Source organism: Gemmatimonadota bacterium (assembly GCA_016712265.1).
In the GTDB taxonomy this organism is placed as follows: domain Bacteria; phylum Gemmatimonadota; class Gemmatimonadetes; order Gemmatimonadales; family Gemmatimonadaceae; genus RBC101.
Window position 1 is genome coordinate 733,801 of sequence record JADJRJ010000028.1, and the last position, 18,651, is coordinate 752,451.

General features: G+C 69.2%; 19 protein-coding genes. 4 read left to right on the plus strand and 15 right to left on the minus strand.

Annotated features, from left to right (window positions below; all coding sequences use genetic code 11):
- The first annotated feature begins 193 nt into the window (after positions 1 to 193).
- On the plus strand, positions 194 to 1,708 hold the full coding sequence (locus IPK85_09985; protein ID MBK8247710.1) for an Ig-like domain-containing protein: 1,515 nt from the start codon (positions 194 to 196) through the stop codon (positions 1,706 to 1,708).
- A 36-nt stretch (positions 1,709 to 1,744) separates the two neighbouring features.
- Here IPK85_09985 and IPK85_09990 read toward each other — a convergent pair whose 3' ends face one another.
- Entirely contained in the window at positions 1,745 to 3,790 is a 2,046-nt protein-coding gene (locus IPK85_09990) for a PQQ-binding-like beta-propeller repeat protein (GenBank protein ID MBK8247711.1), read from the minus strand.
- Between the two features lie 251 nt (positions 3,791 to 4,041).
- On the opposite strand from IPK85_09990, the gene IPK85_09995 reads away from it, so the two are divergent.
- The gene (locus IPK85_09995) at positions 4,042 to 4,440 is read left to right on the plus strand and encodes an alcohol dehydrogenase catalytic domain-containing protein (GenBank protein MBK8247712.1); all 399 of its coding nucleotides are present in this window, start codon (positions 4,042 to 4,044) and stop codon (positions 4,438 to 4,440) included.
- Between the two features lie 7 nt (positions 4,441 to 4,447).
- Here the strand turns inward: IPK85_09995 and IPK85_10000 are convergent, their stop codons facing one another.
- On the minus strand, positions 4,448 to 5,179 hold the full coding sequence (locus tag IPK85_10000) for a copper homeostasis protein CutC (GenBank protein ID MBK8247713.1): 732 nt from the start codon (positions 5,177 to 5,179) through the stop codon (positions 4,448 to 4,450).
- 153 nt (positions 5,180 to 5,332) lie between these two features.
- Here IPK85_10000 and IPK85_10005 point away from each other — a divergent pair, with 153 nt between their 5' ends.
- A complete protein-coding gene (locus IPK85_10005; protein ID MBK8247714.1) occupies positions 5,333 to 5,557 on the plus strand; it encodes a hypothetical protein in 225 nt (74 codons plus the stop codon).
- Between the two features lie 67 nt (positions 5,558 to 5,624).
- The gene (locus IPK85_10010) at positions 5,625 to 6,209 is read left to right on the plus strand and encodes an Ig-like domain-containing protein (GenBank protein ID MBK8247715.1); all 585 of its coding nucleotides are present in this window, start codon (positions 5,625 to 5,627) and stop codon (positions 6,207 to 6,209) included.
- A gap of 75 nt (positions 6,210 to 6,284) precedes the next feature.
- On the opposite strand, the gene IPK85_10015 is transcribed toward IPK85_10010, so the two are convergent.
- The 13 genes from IPK85_10015 to IPK85_10075 all read right to left on the minus strand — a co-directional run bounded on the left by IPK85_10015 (position 6,285) and on the right by IPK85_10075 (position 18,638).
- On the minus strand, positions 6,285 to 7,595 hold the full coding sequence (locus IPK85_10015) for a DUF1501 domain-containing protein (protein ID MBK8247716.1): 1,311 nt from the start codon (positions 7,593 to 7,595) through the stop codon (positions 6,285 to 6,287).
- Positions 7,596 to 7,628: 33 nt separating this feature from the next.
- Complete coding sequence (locus IPK85_10020) at positions 7,629 to 9,260, minus strand: DUF1800 domain-containing protein (protein MBK8247717.1); 1,632 nt, start codon at positions 9,258 to 9,260, stop codon at positions 7,629 to 7,631.
- Between the two features lie 328 nt (positions 9,261 to 9,588).
- Positions 9,589 to 10,008 (minus strand): type II secretion system major pseudopilin GspG, encoded by a 420-nt coding sequence (gene gspG / locus IPK85_10025; protein ID MBK8247718.1) that lies wholly within the window; start codon positions 10,006 to 10,008, stop codon positions 9,589 to 9,591.
- Positions 10,005 to 11,210, minus strand: coding sequence for a type II secretion system F family protein (locus IPK85_10030; protein ID MBK8247719.1), 1,206 nt, complete (start codon positions 11,208 to 11,210; stop codon positions 10,005 to 10,007). Before IPK85_10030 ends, gspG begins: the two co-directional genes overlap by 4 nt.
- Positions 11,207 to 12,643 carry a type II/IV secretion system protein gene (locus IPK85_10035; GenBank protein ID MBK8247720.1) on the minus strand — a complete coding sequence of 479 codons (1,437 nt, stop codon included), beginning with the start codon at positions 12,641 to 12,643 and terminating at the stop codon, positions 11,207 to 11,209. The genes IPK85_10030 and IPK85_10035 overlap by 4 nt, the downstream gene beginning before the upstream one ends.
- 6 nt (positions 12,644 to 12,649) lie before the next feature.
- Positions 12,650 to 14,407, minus strand: coding sequence for a hypothetical protein (locus IPK85_10040; GenBank protein ID MBK8247721.1), 1,758 nt, complete (start codon positions 14,405 to 14,407; stop codon positions 12,650 to 12,652).
- Complete coding sequence (locus IPK85_10045) at positions 14,407 to 14,940, minus strand: hypothetical protein (GenBank protein MBK8247722.1); 534 nt, start codon at positions 14,938 to 14,940, stop codon at positions 14,407 to 14,409. The genes IPK85_10040 and IPK85_10045 overlap by 1 nt, the downstream gene beginning before the upstream one ends.
- Complete coding sequence (locus IPK85_10050; GenBank protein ID MBK8247723.1) at positions 14,937 to 15,476, minus strand: hypothetical protein; 540 nt, start codon at positions 15,474 to 15,476, stop codon at positions 14,937 to 14,939. Before IPK85_10050 ends, IPK85_10045 begins: the two co-directional genes overlap by 4 nt.
- Entirely contained in the window at positions 15,457 to 16,596 is a 1,140-nt protein-coding gene (locus tag IPK85_10055) for a PilN domain-containing protein (GenBank protein ID MBK8247724.1), read from the minus strand. The genes IPK85_10050 and IPK85_10055 overlap by 20 nt, the downstream gene beginning before the upstream one ends.
- A complete protein-coding gene (locus tag IPK85_10060) occupies positions 16,593 to 17,372 on the minus strand; it encodes a general secretion pathway protein GspK (GenBank protein MBK8247725.1) in 780 nt (259 codons plus the stop codon). Before IPK85_10060 ends, IPK85_10055 begins: the two co-directional genes overlap by 4 nt.
- Positions 17,369 to 17,941 (minus strand): type II secretion system protein, encoded by a 573-nt coding sequence (locus IPK85_10065; protein ID MBK8247726.1) that lies wholly within the window; start codon positions 17,939 to 17,941, stop codon positions 17,369 to 17,371. Before IPK85_10065 ends, IPK85_10060 begins: the two co-directional genes overlap by 4 nt.
- Entirely contained in the window at positions 17,938 to 18,288 is a 351-nt protein-coding gene (locus IPK85_10070) for a type II secretion system protein (protein MBK8247727.1), read from the minus strand. Before IPK85_10070 ends, IPK85_10065 begins: the two co-directional genes overlap by 4 nt.
- Positions 18,285 to 18,638, minus strand: coding sequence for a hypothetical protein (locus IPK85_10075; GenBank protein MBK8247728.1), 354 nt, complete (start codon positions 18,636 to 18,638; stop codon positions 18,285 to 18,287). The genes IPK85_10070 and IPK85_10075 overlap by 4 nt, the downstream gene beginning before the upstream one ends.
- Positions 18,639 to 18,651 lie beyond the last annotated feature (13 nt).

Here is an 18,651-nt window from a genome sequence, read left to right on the forward strand (position 1 = left end):
TGGGTCGCCGAGCCCCGCTCGGCAGCCACGATGAATAATGAAACGCGGCGCGCACGTCGGCGAGTGCAACGGTCCAGGTCGCCACCTCGTGGGCGCCCGTCGGTCCGTGTGGTATGCACTTTGCTTCCTGTGGGCCATGGCGGCCCGAGGGGGCGCGCGGTGTTAAGGGGTCCGGGAACGTCATGAGGATGCCATGAAGATGCCAGGGATGGGGTGGTGGGGAGGAATGGGCCTCGCGCTCGGTGGAGCAGCGTGTGCGGGGGACGACCCTGGGACGTCGCCGGGCGTTTCCGTGACCGCGGTGGCGGTGTCACCGGCGGTCGTGACGCTGGCGCACGGAGCAACGGTCCCGCTCAGTGCACTAGTGACCGGGAGCAACGGACAAGCTCTCGGTGGCGCGGCGGTGACATGGTCGTCGGACGCGCCCTCCATTGCCACGGTGACCGCCAGCGGGACCTCCGCCACGGTGACCGCGGTGGCCCCGGGGACCACGCTGATCCGGGCGGCCGTGGGGAACATCGAAGGGACCTCGCAGGTGACGGTCTCGCCGCCGCCCGTAGCCCGTGTAGCCCTTGCCCTGGCGGTCCGCTTCCTGCTTCGCGGAGATAGTGCGACCGCGATGGCGGTTACGTCAGACGCCAACGGTGTGCCGCTCCCGGGGCGTCGCATTACCTGGTCCACGGTCGACTCCACCGTGGCCACCGTGGGCGCTACGGGGGTGGTTCGCGCCGTGCGGCGGGGGGCCACCCATCTCGTGGCCACCTCCGAGGGACAGCGCGACTCTGTGTGGCTCGGGGTCTTGGGGGTCCGGGCGGTGGCGGCGTTACCCAGTATCATCAGCACGCGCCCAGGGACCAATGTGACCCTTCGCGCCGACGTCGCCGCCGACAGCGGTGTGCCAACCGACGTGCGGTGGAGATCGTTGGACCCGGCGGTTGCCTCCGTGTCCGTCGACGGCACGGTCGCCGCGCTCGTTCACGGACGAGCGGCCATGGAGGTACGTTCGGCGTTTGACAGCACGTTCGGTGATACGGCGATCGTCATCGTGAATGCGTGCCTGCCGCAGTCGCTGACGCTGGGCGTGCCGGTGACGGATCGCTACGAGAGCACCGACTGCAATGGGAGGGATGACGTCTTCCAGTACACAGTCACCGCGCATGAGGTGCTGCAGTTCACCCTGTCCGGGACGTTCGCCAACACACTCCTTCCCATTGACACGCTCTGGGGGTCTGGTGGCACCCTGAGGCCAACGGAGCGCAGCCAATACACGGCCGTTCCCCCCGGCACGTACTCCGTGCGAGTCGTACGGAGGGATTCCTCCAGTCTCGGTGCCGCCTACACGCTGTCGACGTCGGTGCTCGGTCGATTTCCGGACTGCGTCAGTGGAGATGTCGTCCGGGGGGCGCAGTTCACCGCCGTGCTGCTGCCCACCTGCAGCACCTACAGCTATCAGGGTGTGACCGATCGCCCCGGACTGTTCTTCCGGTTCATGTCCGCACCCGGTCGCCAGGTGAAAGTCACGGTGACCGCGCCGGACTTTCCGGTGTACGTCGAGCTCAGGCCAGGTGCCTTTGCACAGGGGTTGGCCGCCGGGGAATCCGTGAGCGTCGCGAGTCCCGCGCAGGCGGTATCCGCGGCGTACAACCTCCTGATCGCAAGCCCGGTCGCGGGCGCGGCCGGGAAGGTGCGCGTGGTCATCGACCCGTGAGTCTCGCGGACACCGCTCCCACCGCGCCCGGAGTTCCTACCGTGCGCCGTCGGGCAGGGCGAACGCCACGTATGTCCCCGAACTCGGCGCCCCGTTCTTGCCACCGCCGGCCGCGATGACAATGTACTGCCGGCCGTTCACCATGTAGGTGGACGGCGTCGTCATCCCGGCAGCGGGGAGTTGGGCCTCCCAGAGCAACTTGCCGTCGGCCTTGTGGAACGCCCGAATCTTGTTGTCGTACGTGGTGGCGGCAATGATCAGCAACCCGTTCTCCGTCACGATGGCGCCACCGTAGTTGTCGCTGCCGGTGTTGGTGAGCCCTTGTGCGACGAGCTTCGGGTACTCGCCGAACGGGATCGACCACTTCGTCTCGCCGGTGTTGAGGTCGATCGCGTTCAACGTGCCCCACGGCGGCTTCACCCCGGGGTATCCCTCGTGGTCGAGGAAGATGTCGAAGACGGTGTTGCGGTACTTGAGGAAGGTGGTCACATCCTTCGGTGTGCGCTTCGGTGCGGTTCCGCTGATCAAGAACTCCGTGAGCTCTGCGATCGCGCTGTCGCCGAGCGCGGTCGCAAAGGCGGGCATGCGCCCCGTGCCGCCACGGATGGCCGTCGCGATCTGTTCGCGGGTGAGGCGGCCGGCCACCCCGGTCAGCGACGGTGCGATCGGGGTGTCCTTCGGCCCGTGACATTCCGCGCAATACGCGCCGAACAGTGAGCCGTCCTCGCGGGGAACAATCTTGAGGATCCACCCCATTTCGTTGGCGTTCACGTACATGACGCCGGTCGTTGGGTCGAACGCCGGTCCGCCATACTCGGCGCCGCCGTCCACACCGGGATAGATGATGATTCCCTTCGTGTTTGGTGGGGTCCACGGATGTGGGGTGGGGTTCTCGCGGAAGATCTTCAGCGCCGCCGCCCGGGCGGCCGGCGTCCGGTCGGTGAGCAGATCCTCGGTGAGTTGTTGGCGCGCAAACGGCTTGGGCAGCAGGGGGAATCGCTGGGAGTCCGCCGTCACCTCGCCGTCGAGGATCGCCGCAGGCATGCGTTGCCACGCGCTGGGAAACAACTCCGCCCCCGTCTCGCGATCCAGCAGCCAGATGTGGCCGGTCTTGGTGACCTGGGCGACCGCGTCGACCGGCTTGCCGTTGCGTGTGACGGTGACGAGGGTCGGTGCGGCGGGAAAGTCGCGGTCCCAGAGGTCGTGCTTGATCCCCTGCAGGTGCCATCGGTACTTCCCCGTGTTGGCGTCCAGGGCGACGATGGAGTTGGCAAAGAGGTTATCGCCCTTCCGGTTCGCGCCGTAGAAGTCAAACGAGGCAGAGCCGGTCGCGAAGAAGACCATCCCGCGGCGTTGGTCCACCGTCACCCCGGACCACGCGTTGGCACCGCCCACGACCTTCCAGGCATCTGCGGGCCAGGTGTCGTGCCCGAATTCGCCGGGACGTGGGATGGTATGGAAGGTCCAGCGAATCGCACCGGTCTTCGCGTCAAACGCGCGGATGTCGCCGGGCGCAGATGGCAGCGCCTCTGGCACCGACGTGCCGACGATGAGCATGTCCTTGTACACGGCGCCCGGGGTACTCGCGCTGACGGATAGCCCCTCCACCGGACGGTCGAGTCCCTCGCGCAGGTCCACCCACCCGCTGTCGTTCCCCCACCCCGGTGCCTTGAGGCCGGTGCGTGCATCGAGCGCAAACAACCGATAGCGGTAGTTGAAGTAGACCCGACCGTCGTGCACCACCACGCCACGGTACCGGATGCGCGGGCCCGTGAACTCCCCGCCGGTGGGATCAAAGCTCCACAACTCGGTCCCCGTGGCGGCATCCAAGGCGAACGCTCGCTGCTTGGGGCTCATCGCGTAAAGCACCCCGTCGATCACGATGGGGTTGGACTGCATCTCCGACCCCTCGAACGCGTCCTTCGTGTCGTGCGTCCACGCGACCTGCAGCTGGCCGACGTTGTCCGGCGAGATCTGGTCCAGGGTGGTGTAGTGGGTCTTCTCGTCGCTCCCCTGGTACACGGGCCAATCGACGTTCCCGCGGGCGCAGGCGACCAGGACAAGGACTGCGAGTTTCCGCATGTGAGTGCCACCGGAAATGGGGGAGCCTCGTGATTCACGCACGTCGGCGCACGCGACGAAGATACAGCCAACCCGCCGTCGCGGCCTGTCCCAGCGGGAACTCAGGTGGAGCGTCGGGATCGTCACGTTCACGTTCAAGCGCGACTCACCATGCACACCAACGGAGAGGGGTGAGTGGTTATTCTGCCGGTCGCGGCCCAACTTCCGTGGGGTGCACAGGAAGTGGCCGCGTCATTCTGGAGGGTACCGCGTTGCTCGCCGCACGAGTCTCGGTCTTCGGCCGACCTGAAGACGTGATTGAGTTGGTCGACCTCCCTGACCCGGGAGCGGCTGGACCCGGGGAGGCTGAGGTGGAGGCCCTGTGGTGCCCGATCAACCCGGCGGACCTCGTCAACATGGAGGGTGCGTATGGCGCGTCGCGTCCGGACCTGCCACTCGTGCCGGGCTCCGAGGGGGTCGGGCGGGTCACCGCGATCGGGAGCGGCGTGGATCACCTGCGCGTTGGGGACCTCGTGTTGCTCCCCGGGCCGGGCACCTGGCAGGAGCGGGTGAAGGTGGCGGCGGCGCGCCTCGTGGCGTTGCCGGCGGTCGCCCACGCCGCGCGCGCGGCTCGCGCGGGCAAGGTGCTGCTGTCCTTCGCTGGCGCCTAGCGCGCCGTCAGGGGGACGACGAACCGAGCGGGCGCGCCGCGGCGACGGCGGCGGTCACCTCACTGACGGCAAGTCCTCGCCACTCGCGCCACGCCCCGACAGACCCTGACATCTTCATCTGGCTCGTCACAGCCTGCCGAGGGCCCAGGTGCAGCTCGGTGACCCCGGTTTGCGTGGCAAGGGCCGGGACATGCGGCGCCCGCACACCGCCCCCGGCGACGACCATCATCCGTCCGCCCGTTCGACGGACCAGCTCGCGGAGCACGTCGACCCCTTCCATTGCGGTCGCGTGACCGCCCGAGGTGAGGACTCGCGTCACCCCCAGACCGAGGCAGGTGTCGAGCGCTTCACTGAGATTGCGGGCGAGGTCAAACGCACGATGGAAGGTGAAGGGCAGCGGGGCCGCCGCCTCGATCAGTGCCTCCGTGCCCTCCTCATCGATGGTGCCATTCGGCTGCAGCGCCCCGCTGACGACGCCGTGCACCCCGCACTGCTTGGCCAGCTCAATGTCCCGCAGCATGACGTCGATCTCGACCGCGTCGTACAGAAAGTCGCCACCGCGCGGGCGGATCATGACAAACACCGGCACGTCCACGCGCGCGACGGTGGCCCGCATGGCTCCCGCACTGGGAGTGGTCCCACCTTCGGCCAGGTTGGCGCATAGCTCAATCCGGCCAGCCCCGGCCGTGGAGGCCGCCATGGCATCTGGGACGGTGTCGACGGCGACTTCGATCAGCACAGGAGGGAGGACAATACCGCGGCAAGGTGGAACATGGACTGGAAGGTAACGCGCGGCGGCGGTGGCGTCCGGGCGACAGCCTGCGCCGCCCCGCCGGGTCGCTACATTGTCGTTCCCCGGCGTGTCAGGTCCGGGTCGTCAGCACCTACTGCCGTGCCGTCTCAGCTGGATTTCTTCCCGGAACAGGTTCGCATCGACCGCCTCGACCCGGCGACCACGGTCGGGACGCGCACGCGGGTCGAGGCTATCTACCTCGTCCGCTTTGAATGGGAGCGCGGGCCACACCAGGTCTTTCATGATCAGCATGGCGTGTACTGCGCCGAGCACGGGCGCGCCTGTCGGGCTGTGAGCGCGGTCACGGCAAAAGGCAGTCACTAGGGCGCATGCTGCGGGTTGGGCCCGGGTGCGAATCGGCGGGCGAAGTGCCTTTCAGGAGATTCTCGAAATGAAGCGCTGGATCGCAGGTGCCGCAGTCATTGCCGGATTGGCCTGCGGCTCCGATGAGCCGACCGGAAACGCCGGGGTGGCTACGGTGTCGATGAACGCCAATGCCATTGCCCTCATCCCGGGGCAAACCGAGCAGCTCGAGGCCACGGCCAAGGATGCGGCCGGCAACACCATTGCCGGTACGGTCACCTGGCGTTCGGCCAACACCGGAATCGCCACGGTGAACGCCACGGGTCTCGTCACCGGGGTCACGGCCGGGCAGACTGATGTTTCTGCCACCATCGACGGAAAGGTGGGCACCACTCGGGTGACGGTGGGGGCGGTCCCGACGACGGCCTTGGTCTCGATGCCCGGGTTGTCCTTCACGCCCTTCACCACGGTGATCAAGCAGGGTGGCACCGTGACGTTTGAGTTTCCGCAGCTCGCGCACAACGTGATCTTCGAGCGCAAGACGGGGGCGCCGCAGGACATCCAGGTGACGTCGAATGTCCGTATAGCGCGCAGCTTTCCAGCGACCGGGTTGTATCCGTACGACTGCACCCTGCATCCGGGGATGAAGGGTGAGGTGAGTGTGGTGCCCTGACCCGGTCTCCGGGCGACAACGGAAAGGGGCGGCGATGCGAAGCATCGCCGCCCCTTCGTTGTCCGGGAGGGACGCCTACTTGGTGACGCCGCGCATCACGGGTGTGTATCCGGGAAAGATCACGCCGAGGTTGGTGTTGCCGAGCCGGTTCTGCACGATTTCGGCGAGAATGTCGCGGTGGTCGATCGTGACGGCGAGGTCCTGGCGGTCCACGAGATTCTCCTGCGCGAGCGGGCGCCAGTTGTTGGTGAGCACCCGGCCGCCGTTGATCCCGCGTCCGAGGGCGAACATGGCGGTGGCGCGCCCGTGGTCCGTGCCGCGACTGCCATTCTCGCGCACGTTGCGCCCGAATTCCGAGAGCACAACGACGGTCACGTTCTGCGCGAGTCCGGAGGCAATGCTGTCCTGCCAGAAGGCGCCGATGGCCTGTGAGAGCTGCGTCATCGTGCCGTTCATGCTCCCGCCTAGCGGGTCCTGGTTGGTGTGGGTATCCCACCCGCCGATGTCCAGGTGCACCGCTTCGACGCCAATATCGGCCTTGATCAGTGCGGCCGTGTTGCGCAGGCCGCGCCCGAGCCCGGTGTTGGGGTAGGTCGCGCCATTCGCTGGTTGGTAGCCCGCCACGTTGAGTGAGCGCAGCATGTTGATCGTGTTGAGCGCGTCGTTCGCGGCCGATTTGACGGGGTCAATCGTCTCGCCGTATTCCGCGGCGAGCCAGTTCTGTCGCGCCGTGCGGGTGGCCGTGCTCCCGGCGATGCCGTAGTTGGCCGGATCGCTGATCGGCAGGGCCTGGGGTGAGCCCTTGAGCGTCTCGGCGAGTCCGTCCGCCAGGGTGAGCGCGCGCAACGAGGCGCCGTTCTTCATCGGCGACGTCATCGCGAGGTGCCGCCCCAGCCACCCGGTGTTCAGGTTCGGGTCGGCCGCCTTGCCGAGCTCCATGTAGTGCTGCGCGTCAAAGTGCGACCGCGTGTTGTAGGTTAACCCTGCGCCGTGGACGACGAGCAGGTTTCCCGCCTGGTAGGCGGGCATGAGGAAACGCATCCCCTGCGGAAAACCGAAGAAGTTGTCCAGGGCGATCGCACGGTTGGCCGCCGTGCTGTCCGGCCGGGGGATCGCGATGGTCGGCCGGCCGGTGTAGTACAAGGGGTCACCGAACGGCACGCATAACGAGAGGCCGTCGGCGCCGCCGCGCAGGAAGATGGAGACGATCACGTCCCGCTCCGCCACGAACGAATCGGCGAACGACACCTTGGGCAGCCACTCGGGGTGGGCCCAGGCGAAGATGGCCGCCCCGCTCAGGCTGCCCGTTGTCGCGAGAAAATCGCGGCGCGAGGTGAGATCGTTGTATTCGTTGCACGCACAGGCGTCGTGTTCCAATCCGCTCATGGGGTACTCCAGTCGGGTGGGCGCAGTGCGCGGTTAGAGCCAGGAGAAGGTCGAGGAACTGATCGCCAGGGCGATCCCTTCGCGGGCGCGGGCCGTGTTCAGCGTCCCTCCCGCGAGGTAGGTACGGACCTGCGCCTTGAGTCGGTCCGGCATCTCCCCGCCGAACAGGTGCCGCGAGATGGCGTCGAGCACGGTGTCCGGCGTGTTGGCCGTGGCGTTCGCGGCGTTCCAGAACCGACCGAAGTCCATGGAGGCCTCGGTCGACGTGGTCGTCGTGATGTAGTTCGCGAAATTCCAGCGTTGCAGGACGCCACCGGCCCAGTAGTCGGCGCGATCGGGGTAGCCGTCCGGCGGTTCCCAGGCAAACAGCCCCTGGCCCAGCAACGGCAAGTACCGAAAGGTCAGCTGGCTGATGCGGGGGGACACCTTCGTCGGGTCGACGGTCGCCCGCATGGTGCTGAGCAGGTAGGTATACGGGCGCTTGTACTTCGGCGTAGCGGCCAGGAGGTTCGACGGCGTCAGCACCGCGCGGACCATCGACGGAATGTCACCGCTTGTCTTCGTGTAGACTGACGCGACGGCCGCGATCTGCGCGGCACTCGGGTCGTACTGCAGGAAGTACCGCAGCATCTTCCACGCGATGTACTCGGCGGTCTTCGGATGCTTCGCGAGGAAGGCCACCATTGTGTCGCCGTCGGTCTTGCCCTGGGCTCCCGCCGAAGACGGGATGGCGGCGATGCGCTGCCCGAGGACGTTCTTTTCGGCGAAGTCATGCCCGTTCGGGTCGAACGCAAAGTCACCGCGCCGGGCGATCGTCCATCCCGTGAGGCAGCGCGCCAATTCCCGCACGTCGGTCTGCGAGTAGCCGCCGTTCACCCCGACGGAGTGCAGTTCCATGATTTCGCGCGCGTAGTTCTCGTTGAGCGTGGTCCGGCGGTTGCGCGTGTTGTCGAGGTACTCCAGCATCGCCGCCGAGTGCGCGCTCGCCGTGAGCATGGCCGGGAACTTCCCGAGGGCATATTTCCGGATGACCTCGCGGTCATCGATGATCTTGAGGTAACGGACGTCGTTGAAGGAGATGTTGAAGTGGTCGCTCCACAGTTCCACGAGCCGCTCCTGCAGTTGGCGCTTGGAGAACGCGGCCCGAAACACCGTGGACTCGAACAACTGGTCCTGCACCATGCGGGCGTCCACCTGGTACAGGGAGTCGGGCGTGCCCTGCAACAGCGGCGCGTTTTCACCGACCCAGGCCTGGGTGACGCCATCCTCGATTTTCGAGGGTGCGAGGTGGTAATTGAGGTAGCCGTAGAACCCGAGCTTCCGCGCCAGCTTCATCTCCTCTTCCGTCACCCCGTTGGTCACGCGACGCACAAGCCGCGTGAGGGCGGCGTCCCACCCCTTGGTGGTGATCGTCACCTTCTTGAACGGGTCGAAGGACGGGTCCGGCGCCTGGTTCAGGAGGCGCCGCACCATGCCGCGCGCGGCGCTCGACTTGCCGGTGGGTGGTTGCTGCGCCTGGAGGTTCGATGACCCACCGAGGGACGCCGCCGCCAGCGTGGCGCCAAGGGTGAAGAACCGTCGGCGCGAGGTGCGCTCGTCTTGCGGGCGGTCCGCTTCCTGACGGTCGGGTTCGATCTCGAGCGTGGCTTCGGTCAAGTCCTTCATGCGGATCCCCGGTAAGTCATGATCGGGTGCGGCAGGGCCCCCGATAGGGGACCCTGAAGGGTGGCGGAACCTGCGCCAACCCGGTGGACAATGCAAATACCATCCCACCCCTACGCGCCGTGCCCCAGCGCACATGCAACCCAACTTCGGAGAGGCGCGTCACCAGGCGCGGCCGACACGCGCCACGGATTGGACCGTTCGCCGAGGAAGCCCTTGCAACGGCCGTGGCAAGTTGCCTCGGCACCGCCCAAGCGACCGCATCCGTGCCGGCCTGGTGCCAGCGACGCCGGCACGTTCACCCGCGCACCTCATCTGCTGGACTCCGGTCCTACTGACCGATGAGGTCGGCATCTTCCCCGGTGCCCCCAGCCTTGCCATCACGACCCAGCGTCATGAGGTCAAAGCCGTTGGGATTGCGCGCTCCCGGGCTGGTGAACACCCAGGCCCGACCCCAGGGATCGGTCGGCACGTCCTTGCGCAGATACGGGCCGCGCCACGCAGGCGCCACTGCGGCCCCTGGGTTCTCCCGCAACACCTTGAGACCCTGCGCCGTCGTGGGATACCTCCCGTTGTCCAGGCGGTAGTTGTCGAGCGCGGCACCTAACGTCGCCATCTGGGTCTTCGCGGCGACGTCCCTCGCCTCGCTCACTCGCCCGAAGATCTGCGGCGCCACCAGTCCCGCCAACAGGCCGAGCACAATGATCACCACCACCAGCTCGATCAGGGTAAAACCGGCGCGTCGCGTCATGGAAGGGTCGCGTTGATGGAGTAGATCGCCTGCAACATGGCCAGCGCGATGAAACCGACCAATCCCCCAAAGACGACGATCAGCAGCGGCTCCAGCAGGCCGACGGCCTGGCGCAGCGTCCGCTGGACGCCACCGTCGAGCGTGTCGGCCGCACGCCCGGCGGCGGGGCCGAGCGAGGCACCCTCCTCACCCACCGCGAGCAGCTGGACGGCAATCGGCGGCAGGAGCCCCTCGAGGGCGTCGGCCAGCCGCGCGCCCCGTTCCACCCGAGCGATCGCTCCATCGATCCCCCGGGCCAGAAACTCGTTAGGTACGGCGTCCCGGGCCATGCGCAAGGCGCCGAGGAGGGGGGTGCCTCCGTCGAGCAGGACGCCAAGGGTTCGCGCAAACCGGGCGGAGCTGACCTCCAGGTCAATCCGGCCCGCGAGCGGCAGGCGGAGTCGGGCGCCATGCCATCGGAGGCGTGCGTCGTCCCCACGGGCGAACCATCGGAGCGCGATCGTCCCCAGCCCTGCCGCGACGAGCAGCACGGGGCCGGCGCGTGTCACCCATGCACTCGTGGTGACCAGGATCCGGGTGCTCAGCGGCAACGCGGCACCTGCGGCATCGAGCATGGCCACAAACCGCGGGACCACAAAGCCCAGCAACACCAGGACCCCCAGTCCCGCGATGACGCCCAGGAGGGCGGGGTACAACAACGCGCCCTGCAACCGCGCGCGGAGGTCACGCTCGGCGTCGAGTTGGTCGGCCAGGCGCTCCAACGATGCGCCGAGGCTGCCGCTCGCCTCGCCGGCGCGGACGAGGGCCGGGGCCAGGGAACCAAACAATGCACTGCGCCGCTCAAGCGCCGTCGCCAGCGTGTGACCCGCCAGCACATCGGCGCGCACCTCCCCAAGGGCGGCCGCCACGTCCGGATGACCGGCGTGGGTGGACGAGAACTGGAGCGATCGTTCCAGGGTGGCACCTCCGGCGACCATCGTCGCCAACGTCCGGACGGCGGTGGCGACGGCATCACGCCGGGAGCCGTGCCAGCGTCGCCCACTGCGGCGATCCACGGGCCCGGCATGGATCGCCACCGGGACCAGCGCTCGACGCCGCAATTCCTCCATGGCCTCCTGCTGGCTCCCGGCCTGCACGACGCCCTCGATCACGTCGCCGGCCTGGGTTGCGGCCCGATACGACCACCGTGCCGCGGCCGTCATGCTGCGTCGCTCCCTTCGGTCACTCGCAGTACCTCGGCGCGCGAGGTCTGACCGGCGCGCACCATCGCTTCGCCCGCGTTGGCCAGGGACCGCGTGCCGCTGGCATGGGCGACCTGCCGCAGCGTGGCGAGGGATGCGCGTGCGACGATCGCGCGCCGGAACGCCTCGTCAGGCACCAACAACTCATAGAGGCCGGCGCGCCCCCGGTATCCCGACCCGCGGCACGCGTCGCATCCCTCGGGCTCGCGCGATCCGTCCGCGGCGGGGCGCGCACACGTCGCACAGAGCAGGCGCACCAGGCGTTGGGCCAGGATGCCCTGGACCGTCGCTGCCACGAGGTAGGGTTCGATCCCCATGTCCACGAGGCGCGTGACGCCACTCGCCGCGTCGTTGGTATGCAACGTGGAGAACACCAGGTGGCCGGTCAGCGCGGCTTGCACGGCGACGTCAGCCGTCTCGCGGTCGCGCATTTCGCCCACCATCACGATGTCCGGGTCGTGACGCAGGATCGACCGCAACGCCTGCGCGAAGCCCAACCCGGCCTTGCGGTGGACTGGGACCTGGGTGACGCCGGCCAGCTCGTACTCGACCGGGTCTTCGACCGAGACCAGCTTGACCCCCGGCGTGTTCAGGTGCGACAGCGCCGCATACAGGGTGGTGGTCTTGCCCGACCCGGTGGGCCCGGTGGCCAGCACGAGGCCGCTGGTCCGGCGGAGCACGTCCTGCAGGCGGGCGGCCAGGTCCGGGGGCATGCCTAACGCATCGAGGGTCCGCGCCTGGCCTCCCCCATGGTCCAGGACGCGGAGGACGGCCGACTCCCCATGCAACCCGGGGAGCGTGGCGACGCGCACGTCGACATCGCGTCCGCCGTGCCGCACGCGCGCGCGGCCGTCTTGTGGGAGTCGCCGTTCGGCGATGTCGAGGCCGGCGAGCAACTTGACGCGGCTTAATGCGCCGGCGGCCAGGGCGACGGGATACGTCGCCAGGTCACGGAGGACGCCGTCCTCACGGAGTCGGACGCGCAGCCCACCGGCTGCGCTTTCCAGGTGCACATCGCTCGCGCCGCGCCGCAGCGCGTCCGCGAGCGCCGCGTTCACCAACTGGACCACCGGCGCGTCGTCCGCCTGCGCCCGCAGGTCGCCGAGTGCCGTGGCCGCGCCCTCGGTCGTGGGCACGCTCACGGTGGCCTCACGGCCCGCAGCCAGCAGCGCGGCCTGCACGTCGTTGAGCGGGGCCTCGACCAGTCGCACCGCGCGGCCAAAGCGGCGGCGCAGGGTGTCCGTCACCGTGGGATCCAGCGGACGGGCCGCGGCCACGACCACGACGCCGTCGTCGCCGACGTGCAGCGGCACGAGGGCATGCTGTTCCATGAACCGCGCCGGCAGTTCGGCGGCGAGCGGTCCCAGGGCCGCGTCCCGAAGCAGGTCAGACACGGACGCTCACTCCAGCGGCTTCTTGCGCAGCGGGGTGCCTAACGTATCCGGCACCGCGCCGGGCACCTGGCCGTTCATCCGGTCGCGCACTCGCTCCCGCAGGGCGTCCGCATCCTCGTCGGACCGCACGATGTACGGGGTGACGAAGATCGCCACCTCCGTCCGGTTGCGGCTCGTGCTCCGCCGCTTGAACAGGTTGCCCATGATCGGGATGTCCCGGAGGAACGGGATCCCGCTCTCGATCTCTTCCTGCGTGGTGCCGATCAGGCCGGCGATGACGACCGTTTGCCCATCCTTCATCACCGCGCGTGTGGAGGCCTCTCGCGTGGAGATCACCGGAGCGTTGAGTGCCGACGGCAGGGTCTGTGACGTGAGCGACGAGACTTCCTGCAGGACCTGGACGCTGACGTAGTCATCGCGGTTGATGGTCGGAACAATGGTGAGCGAGGTGCCAACCTCCTCATACTGCACGTTGCGGTCGATGGCGACGTCGTTGCCCAACCGGGTCGAGGCGATGAAGGGGACGCGGCTCCCGACGAGGATGCGCGACTCGCGATTGTTGGTTGCCACGACCGAGGGGGTCGAGAGGACTTTGACCTGCGAGCGCGTGCTAAGGGCCCGCAGGATCGCCCGGACATTGGCATTGCGCAGCGTCACGACCCGCACGGCGAAATCGCGCGCGCCACTGGAGTCCGACGCGCCAGGATTCCCGAACGACGTCTGCGTGCTGCCGCCGATCGTCGACCAGTCCACCCCGAACTGATCGCCACGCCCGAGCGTCACCTCGGCCACCGTTACCTCGAGCAGCACCTGGGCCGGCCGGACGTCGAGCGACTGCACCGTCTCTTGCAGCAGCGGAAAGTTGGGGGGCGCGGTGCGGATCAGGAGCGAGTTGGTGGGCCCATGCGGGACCACGGTCGTCTGCCCCATGAGGTTCCCCGGTCCTCCGCTGGAGTCGCGCGTCGCCGCCGGGGCCTGGTTGACGATGACCGGGGGAAGTGGGGCCTCCCGGCGCATCCGGAACGCATCCGTCTCCCGTTGCCGGAACGCATCCAGGTTGCGCGATAGGCTCAGGTCGTCGAGCGAGCGCGATCCGCCACCGGCCACCGTGACGCCAAACAGCTGGCCTAACGACTCGGCCAGGTCGCTCGCCTGCGCATACTGCAAGGGCACGACGAAGGTGCGGAGGCCGGCCTCCCCCTGCGACCGTTCGTCCAGTCGACGGAGCACGTCGAGATACCGGCGCACGTTGGACGCTCGGTCGGTGATGAGCAGAGCGTTGGAGCGGGCGACCGGCTCGATGATTGCCGTCCCCGACACCATCGCCTTGAGCGCCGCCGCGCCCTCGTCGGCGCGAATCGATTGCAGGGGGACGAGCTGCGTGATCAGCCCCATCGGCGCCGGCTCTGCGAGCGTGGCGCCAAATCCCACGCGGCCCGTCTTTGGTGCCGATCCAGCCGCGTACACCTTGAGCATGTTGCCGTCCTGCAGCATCACCAGCCCGTGCGTCTCGAGGATCGACTCGAGGATGCCCGGGAGTTCTGCGGCAGCGACTGGTGCGGCGGTGGAGAACGTGACCCGCGCGGTGGCGCTGTCGCCCACGATGGCGCTCAGTCCCATGGTCGCCGCGAGCGACCGAATCACATCGGCCAGCGGGGCATCACGGAAGTCGAGTCGCGTGCCCTGCGCCTGCGCACGGGGCGCCGCCAGCAGGGCGACGAGCACGGCCAGCTGGCCGAGCCACGAGTACGGGGACCTGACCATCACTCCTCCGGTTCCAGTCGTAAGGTGCGGCGCCCGCCAGGCCCGCGCAGCACGACCACGCGCGGGTCAATGGCGAGCACCGTGAAGCCGCCATCCCGGTCCCCGACAGCGTAGAGCTGCGGACCGGATGCAAGAGAAAGTTGGAGTAGCGCCCGGGGACCACCGGGGGCGACCACCGTGCCGAGCAACCGGGGCACCTCGCCGGCCAACATCGCGCTGTCCGGCACCAGGCCGGTCGTCGCAGGATCGGGCGCCATCATCTCGTTGGCGCTGTCCTCGATGAGTTCGGGCGGTTGGTATCGCGTGGCGGGTGGGGTGCGCGTGGCCATGAACAGGTTGGCCATCACGACCTCCTCGGCCGCCGCGGTGGCGATCGCCAGCGTCGGCGGCGCTCCGGGGTCCGGGATCACGGGGGCCACCGGGCCCACCGCCGTCGCGGGCGGCAGCACCCAGGCGACGGCGCCGGCGCACGCGGCGAGGCCGGCGATCGTCCACAAGAACAAGCGAAGGAATGCCGCTCGGGAGGCCGTCATGGCATGGGGACCCAGGGGGCCTGAACGCCCAGGGACAGCTGCAGCAGGTTGCCACGCAGCACCGGATTCATCGATACGGACAGCTCCACTGCCGCCAGTACGGGCGCGTGACCCTGAAGGCGCGACAGGAGGTCGGCCAGGCCGTACACGTCCGTGGTTGCGGATAGCGACGCACGCACCCCGGTCGCTGGGTCCGCGCTATCTGGCAGCACCTCCAGTCGCGTGATGCTCACGCGACTCGTGCGCGCCAGCTCCTGGAGGGTCGCCTGGAGGGCGGAGCCCGCGAGGTCCGAGGTGCGGCCGCGAAGGAGGAGCGGCGCACTCATCGCGCCCGGTGTATGGGGGGGCGCCGCGGTCGCGAGCATGCCCTCCAGTCGCGCGACGCGCTCGCGTGCCATCGTGATGGCGTCCTCGCGGGCGCTCCAACGTCGCGCCACCGGGAGCACGCCGAACGTGAAAACGAGCGCCGCCATTGCCACGGTCGCCCCCCAGCCGATCGTGCGCGCCTCGCGCGCGTTAATCCGGGGTCGCGACATGAAACGTGATGGAGAAGGACTCGCGCGTCTCGCGGCCATCGCGGAACCGGGCACTCGCCGCGGCGGAACGCACGTTGTCAAAGCGCGGATCGGCATCCAGCAGGGGGACCAGCGCCGCGGCCGAACGCGCGGTGCCCTCGACCTGCCAGTCGGCACCCGTCATGCGCATGGCGGTAACGACGACATCCCTCGGCAGGAGCGTGCTGAGGGTGGCCATCGTCGCGACCGGATCCGGACGGCTCGCCACCGCGGCGCGGGCGCTGCCGGCCTCTTGTGCGGCGGCGAGGCGCTCGGCGTGCATGGCCAGGGCCGGGGCGGCAGAGTCGGCAAGGGCGGCGGCGCGGGCGTCGAGCGCCGCGAGGGTGCGCTCGCGCGAACGGTCGACCGCCGCGGCGAGGAAGAACAGTCCGGCGGCGGCGCCTAACGCGGCTGTGGCGAGCCCCTGCCGGCGTCGACGATCGGATGCTCGTCGGGCGTTCCTATCCATCAACGTCCCAATCGATGGGGCGTCCTCGCGCTGGAGCGCACCCCAGGCGGCGCGCGCGCTCCCGGGCAGCGGACCCAGGGGAGGGAGCGGCGTCCCCGTCCCGTCCGTTCCGCGGCGCAGCCCGGCAAGTTGTCCTCCGCGGATCTCGATCGCCCCACGGTCGTCGGCGCCGCCGTCCAGCGTCCACAGTCCCTCCGGGCACCCCGAGGCGACAATCGCCACCGGCGTGGCTTCCACGCGGGTGATCGGCGCCCACTCGCCAAGGGTGCGGACGACATGCGCGAGCCACGCGTCGTCACACCCCATCGCGACGTCACTCCCGGGGGCCACCATCGCCTGCAGCGGCGCGTTGGCCCCGAGGTAACGACCGGCATCGAGCGCCACCATCTGCTCGCGGGTTGCGTCGTCCGCGGGAGGCAGGGTCACGCGTGCCACTTCGAGGAACCCGAGGCCGATCGCGAGCGCCACGGTGTCCGGCGTCGCGTGCGTGGCGCGAAGCGTGGCCAGGGCCGCGGCGAGGTCCTGTCCGTCCCACGTCATCACGAACGCGCTGCCCGGCCGCCCGGGCCACCGCGACGCCCACACCCCACGCAACTCGTGCGGGGTCAGCTCAAGGCCCAGTCGGCGCGTCACCGGACGCGCTCCCGCCAGTGGGTGAGGACCAACGTGCCGGCAGAGATCGCGTAGACCGCCTGGACTTCATGCGTCAGCGGCGAGCCGGACATCCAGCCGCGCGAGATCACGACGAGGCGCGACGGCTCGTCCCGGGCCTCCCCAAAAGCCACACGCAGGACGGTGTCGGACGCAGCGCGTCGGTTGACCGTGCCGTCACCGTCCACGGTGAGGTAGGGTGCCGCGCGCTCCAGGGCGCGTACGTCCACCCCGGGGAGTTCGCGGAGCGATTCGAGGTGCCGGATCGGCGTCACGAACCGGAGGGCACCATCCGGCGCGCCCAGGCGACCATCACCCGAAGTGGCAGGCGCCCGCTCGATGGCACGGCGAATGGCCCGCGCGGTCGACGCCGCCCGCGCGACATCGGTGAAACTGGCAAGGAGCGCCGCCAGCCGTTCCTCCGGTGCCGCGTTGATGTCGAGCTGGGTCGTGGGATCGGCAATCGCCACCGCGAACCGCCCTGTGCCTAACGCCACCGAATCTCGCGGCGTGCGGGCGAGGGCGTTCAGGTAGTCGGCGCGCGACAGGGAGTCGCCGTGCGCGGCCAGTCCCGCCTCGATGTCGGCCACCGTCGCCACCACCCCGCTTTCCGCGGCATACCGGGCGACCGCAGCCGCCCGGACGTTGGCGGCAACGCCCGCTGATGCCCGACTCGACGACAAGACGGTGGCGCCGAGGCCGCCAAGGATGACGACGATCCACAACACGAGGACGAGGGCAACGCCGCGTCGGGTCATGGGGTGCGCTCCAGCCCGATACGGACCACCTGGTCCACCGGACGCCCGCTCGCCTCGGTCCAGGTCAGCCGCACCGCGGTGGGGGCCACCGAGGGGTCCTCCCACCGGTCGGACCACGTGGCGAAGGAGCCGCGGGCCAGCGTATGCAGGCGGAGGGAGGTGGCCCCCGCCACGGCGGCGGTCACCAACGGGGCACTGCCTTCCGACGGGCTCGCGCGAAGCTGCAGGGAGTCATTGCGCACCCAAAACGTCACGGACCACGACGCACTGGTGCCGTAGGGCTCGACGATGCCGCGGCTCAGCAGGTGGACGGAGTCCGAACGCATACCGCGCACGACAGAGAAGGTGGCCGGCCCACCACGGACACCTGGCAGGGCATGCCGCACCGCACTGGCGATCATCCCGCGTGCGGCCGTCATCGCTTCCGTGCGGTCGTGGTGGTGTTCGAGTCGTTCGCGGGTGTCGATCCCACCCTGAAGCGCCGCATAGGCGACCGACGTGACCAGCCCCGTGATGACGAGCGCCACCAGTACCTCGACCAGGGTGAAGGCCGCGCGGCGGGGACTCACGGACGCGGCCCCATCGTGCCGGGGTCGCGCACCAGACGACGCAGTTCGAACGGCGCGCCATGGCGCGGCGTCACAACGACCACGAGCTCGGTGACTCCCGGGGCGGTCCCCCACGGGCGCGCCTCCACGCGTCGCGCGACGAGCGTATCAGCGGCGCCGAGCGCTTCCTGGGCGATCACGGCGTCGCCTAACGACGCCGCTTCCATCGCGGACTCCGCCTGGGCGACCACCTCGCTGACGTCCCGTGCGCGCGCCGCGGTGGACGCGCCGGACCGGAACACGTCCAGGAAGCCCATGGCCGACAAGCCGAGGATGACGAGCGCGATCGCCCCTTCGAGCAGCGTCATGCGTTGCGCTCAGTGGCGCGACACCGCGTGACGTCCCATGCGGCCCACGCGGCCGGGAGGGCCGTGGCGAGTCGACAACGTCCGCCCGGCGAGAACCAGAGCTCGAGTTGGCCCGGGGTCGCGATGGCGCCAGAATCGATCGCCAGCGCTTCATCGCGCACCACCCAGCGGCCGTCCGATGTCACATTGAGTCTGAGCGTCTGTGCCCGGGTGATGGCAAGCGCCCGCGTCCTCCGGACAACCTGACCGATGCCGGTCGGTTCAGTTTCCGGCACCACCAGCGACGGCAGGACGACCGCGGTCACGAGCCCAAGGACGGCCAGGACGACCAGGACTTCGAGCAAGGTCATGCCTCGGAGGTGT